Here is a 5,275-nt window from a genome sequence, read left to right as displayed (position 1 = left end):
AGTCAAAGTCCGTTGCCTTACCGCTTGGCGACATCCCAGCGCTCAAAAACATTATGTGAAAGATTCAGATTCTTATACAGGTTTGATATTCCATAAGTGACATATTATTAATTATATAAACCTCAACTATACAGCGCACCAGGGTGCGCATAAATGGTCGGGCCGAAATATGTATGGAGGACTTTTGGCCTCTGGCCCTTATCGGATTGCCGCCAATGATCAATTGATCAGGACGAAGGGTATATGGAGGGCCCAAAGATATCTTTTATCTGCATGATTATGGTTTCGCTGGGGTAAAATAGTATTCAAACGGCAGTTATGATATTCTGGTTATAGATTTAGCAGCAAGGAGGGACTAATATGCCAATGATGAGAAAAATCATTTATTTTGGCCTGGGAGCATTGAGCTTCACCAGAGAAAAAGCTGAAAAGATGATGAATGAAATGGTGGATAAGGGCGAAATCAACAAAGAAGAAGCCAAACAGTTTATAGACGATGCCATAAAAAAGGGAGCCGAGGAAAAGGAAGAACTGCGTAAGATGATTCACCAGGAGTACCAGGAGATCAAAAACCAGTTCAGCTTTGTGACCAAGAAGGACCTTGAAGCGCTGGAAGCCAGGATTCAGGCCCTGGAAGAAAAGATTCAAACCATTTGAACATAGATTTCAATGACTGCCGGGCATAGCCCGGCATTTCTATTTTTGGAGGTTTTACTGAGTTGATAAACGCTTCGTTATCATATCTGAAACGGCTGCCGCGCTACCGTGAGGTTGCCAATGTACTGGTCAAAAACGGGTTTGGCTTCGTTATTAACAGTGTCGGCAACCGCCATCCCTGGCTGCGGCGCCATAGACATCGTCAAGAGTTGGAGACGATAGGAGATTCGCTGCCTAAACGCCTGCGGCGGGCCTGTGAAGAACTGGGGCCTACTTTCGTCAAGCTGGGCCAGTTGCTGAGCACCCGGGCTGATCTGCTGAGCCCGGAATATATAAGTGAACTCGAAAAGTTGCAGGATAATGTACTTCCGATTCCATTTGAACAGGTGGAAGCGGTTTTAGCACAGGATGGCCTGGATTCCAGCCTTATATTCTCTGCTTTTGAACAGGTCCCCATAGCAGCCGGTTCGATCGGACAGGTGCATCAGGCCACTCTGAGCAACGGAGCACAGGTGGTCGTCAAGGTAAAACGCCCTGGCATTGACCGGCAGATGGCCATCGATCTGGCTATCATCCTGGATCTGGCCAATTATGCGGAAAAATACCAAGGCTGGGCCAAACACTATCGGGTTAGTGAACTGGTTGAGGAATTGGCGGCGGCGCTCTGCAATGAACTGGACTTTCGCAAAGAGGCCCGCAATGCCGAGCGCTTTAAACAGAACTTCGTCTCCAATCCCAATGTGATCATCCCCGGGGTGTTCTGGCAGTACAGTACGGAAAACGTATTGGTGATGGAGTATGTCCCGGGGATAAAGATTTCTGATATTGCTGCTATTCAGGCCGGCGGCTATGAGGTTGGCAGAATCGTGAATCACTTGGTGGAGTGCTTGTTCCAGCAGATTTACCTGGATGGCCTGTTTCACGCCGACCCGCACCCTGGTAATATCGCTATAGCTGAAGGAGAAGCCATTATACTATATGATTTTGGCCAGGTGGGTTTTGTTGACCAGCTCACTCGTGATAAGTACATCGACCTGGTTATCGGTATGATGCGCTACGATACTGAAGGGGTTACCCGGGCTTTATTGAATATCGCCATTGATGATCACCCGGTACGATTGAATGATTTGCGCCGCGACGTGGGTCGTCTGGCACAAAAGTATTATGGGGTTCCTTTTTCCGGCATAAATGTCGGTGAAGCTTTAAGGGAGATCCTGGAGCTATCTGTGAAACATCAATTGCGCATGCCGCCGGAACTTACCCTGATGGCGAAAATGCTGTTAACCATGGAGAGCCTGGTGACCACCCTCGACCCGGGTATAAGCCTGGTGGATATAGCCCAACCTTACGGGAAAAAAGCGCTGAAGGAGCGCTATTCGGCCAAACGCATGGGTCATGAGGTTCGTTCGGCAATGCTGGAGCTGGCAGACATCGCCCGCGCCCTGCCCCGCAATGTCAATAATCTGGCCCAGAGGCTCGAAGAGGGAGAATTAAGGATAAAGATGGAATACAGCAACATCAGGGATATGCTGGTACGCATCGATATAATATCCAACCGGATTTGTCTGGCGATTGTCATGTCCAGCATTCTCATCGGTTGCTCATTGATAGTTAATCAGGCCGAAACCTATTTCCTGCGTCATTTTCCCCTGGTGGAAGTCGGCTTTGTGCTGGCGGTCCTGATCGGTCTATATCTGGCCTATTCCATTATTCGCAGCGGCCGTTATTGAACGGGCATATTAGCTCATCCTCTCCAATATATATGAAGCAGAACCATGGAGGGGGAATCACGGTGCGAAAACCCTTTTTTACCCTGTTTTTAACCGTCCTTTTTACAGCATTATTGACCGCCGCAATGCCTCATGCCGCTAAGGCTGAAGCCTCCACTTTACAGCATATCTTCGTGATTTCATTAGACGGGCTAAGTTATGAAGGATTTATTAACAGTTATGTTCCCAGCATAAAGCATCTGGCTGGAGAAGGGGTAACTGACGAGAAATGTCTGGCCATAAGAGCAGAAACTTCGGAGGCGGCTCAAGCTTCGATGCTAACCGGAACCCTTCCCGAACAACACAAGCTCTATAGTGCCGAAGACCGCGTACAGACAGCTTCGATGCTGGATATGCTCAAGCAGGGCAATCGGTCTTTTATGATCTACGACGGCAGCGGAGGCAAATTGAAGTCCTTCGACTACGGCGCAGCCCACTATGCCAGTTTTGAGGCCTCACTAAGCGACCAGGAGCTGCTAGCGAGGGCGGTTGAAACCTTTAAACAGCATAAGCCTTTTTATAATTACATTGTTCTCAACGATTGCCGGGAGGCTTTTTTGACCCTGGACGATAAACACTATTACCGGACGGTCGCCCAAACCGACCAGGCCATCGGTGATTTTCTGGCTTTTCTCCGTAATGAGGGGCTGTATTATAGCTCGATTATCATTGTCACTTCACCGCGCAGCTCTTCACCCAGCGACCAGGTACCTTTGATTATTCACGGTCCCGGATTTCAGGTGGGAACCCGCATCGGCAATAGCATGATCGTTGACATCACTCCTACACTATGCATGCTTTCCGGGCTTAAGCAGCCGCCGAGCAGCCGGGGCGTCCCATTATATGATGCTTTGCTCTATACCAGCAATGAGAGAATGGGCCAGCTCAATCAATGGGTAAAAGCCCTGCAAGAGGAACGGATCATCAACTGGCAGCAATACTACCTGTTGCAGGACGAAATCTATCGCAACTACCATCAAATAGCCTCCATGAAAGAAGAGCGGCAGAGTATTTTTGATTATGCCGGGCAAAGAGAGGGGGTAATAGCTGATATCAACCAGCGTTTGGCGATTGAGCGGTTTGTTTTCCTGGCCATCTTTGTGATCATGCTGGTGGGGTATGGAGTGGAATACTTGATATTGAAGAAGAAGTTTCTGTTGTTCAAGTAATCATTCAAGCTGACCGCGGCTGTTAAGGCCGGGTCAACTTGTGCCAGATGGTGTCGAGGGTGTCCATAAAGGTCATGATTTGAATGCGCTCGGTTTCTGTTGCCGGCTGGCCGGATTCCAATTCATAACTGGCGATAAGCTGAGCCTGGAAAACCTTTTCGAGAAAGTCCATATCCGCGTTGGAGAAGTATTTCTCCAGCCTTCGGGCCACAGACAGTTCTTCAGGGCTGAAATTGGGCCTAGGGAGCAAATTGATCACCTCCTGATGTTTAAATAAATAATATGCGCCGCAGCGATAAATAGTTCAGGAAAAGATTTGCTGCCGGTGTAGAAATACAGTATACTTTGGCATATTATTGCAGCTGTAAAAAATCGACACAATATTTCTGACTATGGCTTGACTGGCCAAGCTATGACATGTTATTATGCTTCAATGAAACAATTAAATAGATAAAAACGATGATCAGAAGAGTAACTGCTCAGTTTGGCCGCAGAGAGCCGGGAAGGGTGAAAACCGGTGCGAGCGGGTAGTGAAAGCCACCTGAGAGTTCCGGTTAATACGCGAGTAGTAAGCCGGACGGCATTGCCGTTAATTTAGTTAAGCCGGGCTGACGCCAATTAGGGTGGTACCGCGGGAGCAACTCTCGTCCCTTGAGGATGGGGGTTTTTTATTTGCCCAAATGGCAAGGGTAGGCTCCCCGCCATTAAATAAACCAGAAGGAGGAATCGCCATGGAACTAAAAAGACAGATCCTCAATCTGATCGCTCATGAAGCCCAGTTAAGCCCCAAATTGATCGCAACCATGTTAGGTCAGGACGAGAAAGTCATCGTCCGCGCCATCAGAGAGATGGAAGACGACAAGGTCATACTGGGCTACAATACCGTTATCAACTGGGACAAAATGGAGAGCGACGGAGTAACCGCAACCATCGAGGTCAAGGTGACTCCCCAAAGAGAAGTGGGATTTAACGGGGTCGCAGAAAGAATCTGCAAGTTTCCCGAGGTGCGCAGTGTGCATTTGATGAGTGGTTCTTATGATCTTTCCGTGGTCGTAGATGGCTACAATCTGAAAGAGATCGCTTCCTTTGTTTCGCATAAACTGTCCACCCTCGATGAGGTACAGAGTACAGTTACCCATTTTGTGCTGAAAACCTACAAAGTCGATAATTTCGTATTTGAAGATCCCCGTGAAGATGAAAGGCTGGTGATTAGTCCGTGAGCAGCATGGAGAAATACGTTTCAAATGTGGTCAAATCCGTGCCTCCATCGGGTATTAGAAAGTTCTTTGACCTGGCCTCGCAGATGCAGGGGGTCATATCCTTGGGGGTGGGAGAACCCGATTTTGTTACTCCGTGGCATATACGCGAAGCCTGCTTCCATGCCCTGGAGAAGGGATATACCATGTACACCTCCAACCATGGACTTATTGAACTGAGAGAGGAAATCGCCCTTTACCAGAAGCGCAAGATAGGGGTATGCTATTCTCCCGAGGACGAGATTCTGATTACCATTGGGGTCAGTGAGGCTGTTGATCTGGTTATGCGGGCGTTAATCGAACCCGGTGATGAGGTCTTGGTTCCAGAACCGTCTTTTGTATGTTACGCCCCCGGAGCTATGCTGGCCTATGGCAAAGCGGTGCCGGTGCAGACCTTCAATCATGATCAGTACCGGCTTAAGCC

Annotated in this window: 6 protein-coding genes and 1 other annotated feature; of the genes, 5 read left to right on the top strand and 1 reads right to left on the bottom strand. The window is 48.5% G+C overall.

Going from position 1 to position 5,275, the window contains the following annotated elements; genetic code table 11:
* Window positions 1-360: 360 nt before the first annotated feature.
* From B3W37_RS02000 to B3W37_RS01990, 3 genes are all read left to right on the top strand, one after another.
* Entirely contained in the window at window positions 361-657 is a 297-nt protein-coding gene (locus B3W37_RS02000; protein WP_483170551.1) for a phasin family protein, read from the top strand.
* 62 nt (window positions 658-719) lie between these two features.
* Complete coding sequence (locus B3W37_RS01995) at window positions 720-2,387, top strand: ABC1 kinase family protein (RefSeq protein WP_483170550.1); 1,668 nt, start codon at window positions 720-722, stop codon at window positions 2,385-2,387.
* Window positions 2,388-2,419: 32 nt separating this feature from the next.
* Window positions 2,420-3,595, top strand: a complete 1,176-nt coding sequence (locus B3W37_RS01990; RefSeq protein ID WP_483174619.1) for an alkaline phosphatase family protein — start codon at window positions 2,420-2,422, stop codon at window positions 3,593-3,595.
* Between the two features lie 22 nt (window positions 3,596-3,617).
* On the opposite strand, the gene B3W37_RS01985 is transcribed toward B3W37_RS01990, so the two are convergent.
* Window positions 3,618-3,845, bottom strand: a complete 228-nt coding sequence (locus tag B3W37_RS01985; protein WP_481038653.1) for a hypothetical protein — start codon at window positions 3,843-3,845, stop codon at window positions 3,618-3,620.
* A 200-nt stretch (window positions 3,846-4,045) separates the two neighbouring features.
* Window positions 4,046-4,250: a binding site (T-box leader), on the top strand.
* Between the two features lie 76 nt (window positions 4,251-4,326).
* On the opposite strand from B3W37_RS01985, the gene B3W37_RS01980 reads away from it, so the two are divergent.
* Together B3W37_RS01980 and B3W37_RS01975 are read left to right on the top strand one after the other, a co-directional pair.
* Window positions 4,327-4,815: an Lrp/AsnC family transcriptional regulator gene (locus tag B3W37_RS01980; RefSeq protein WP_481038655.1), complete on the top strand. Its 489-nt coding sequence runs from the start codon at window positions 4,327-4,329 to the stop codon at window positions 4,813-4,815.
* A gap of 5 nt (window positions 4,816-4,820) precedes the next feature.
* Window positions 4,821-5,275: aminotransferase class I/II-fold pyridoxal phosphate-dependent enzyme (locus B3W37_RS01975; RefSeq protein WP_483174629.1), on the top strand; the 455-nt coding region annotated here is incomplete at its 3' end.

The organism is Syntrophomonas sp. UBA5494 (assembly GCF_002426325.1).
The sequence above is the reverse complement of the archived record's forward strand: the minus strand, read 5'-3'. Positions and strand labels throughout refer to the sequence as shown.